This window comes from Streptococcus mitis, assembly GCF_946190275.1.
Taxonomy (GTDB): Bacteria; Bacillota; Bacilli; order Lactobacillales; family Streptococcaceae; genus Streptococcus; species Streptococcus mitis_DC.
Genome location: NZ_CAMHZQ010000067.1, coordinates 1 through 280, shown reverse-complemented (window position 1 = coordinate 280; position 280 = coordinate 1). Strand labels below are relative to the sequence as shown.

Annotated in this window: 1 pseudogene; it reads right to left on the bottom strand. The window is 61.8% G+C overall.

What is annotated here, in order from left to right:
- Nucleotides 1-215 (bottom strand): annotated as a pseudogene (locus tag N8M20_RS10270) (hypothetical protein); the annotation flags it as partial.
- Nucleotides 216-280: the final 65 nt, after the last annotated feature.

Below are 280 nucleotides of genomic sequence, written 5' to 3'. Positions count from 1 at the left end.
ACAAAGCCGCGCGCCGTGCGCACTCGCAAAATCTGCAGCCCGTCGGAGTGGCCGCCGGTCCGGTGCAGCGTGATCCCCGGCGCCAGCTCCGCCTCTTCATTGTGAAACTTCACCCGCCCGGCGAACAGACGCTCAACCATCGCCGTCACATCTTCCACCGCGAAAGGGTGACGCAGGCCTTCATGGCACATGCAGCGCCCGGTGCAGTAGGCCATCTCGCGGTCTTGCACATGGTAGGTGGCGTTTGGAAAAAGCTCGTGATTTCCAGAGTGATCGTAAT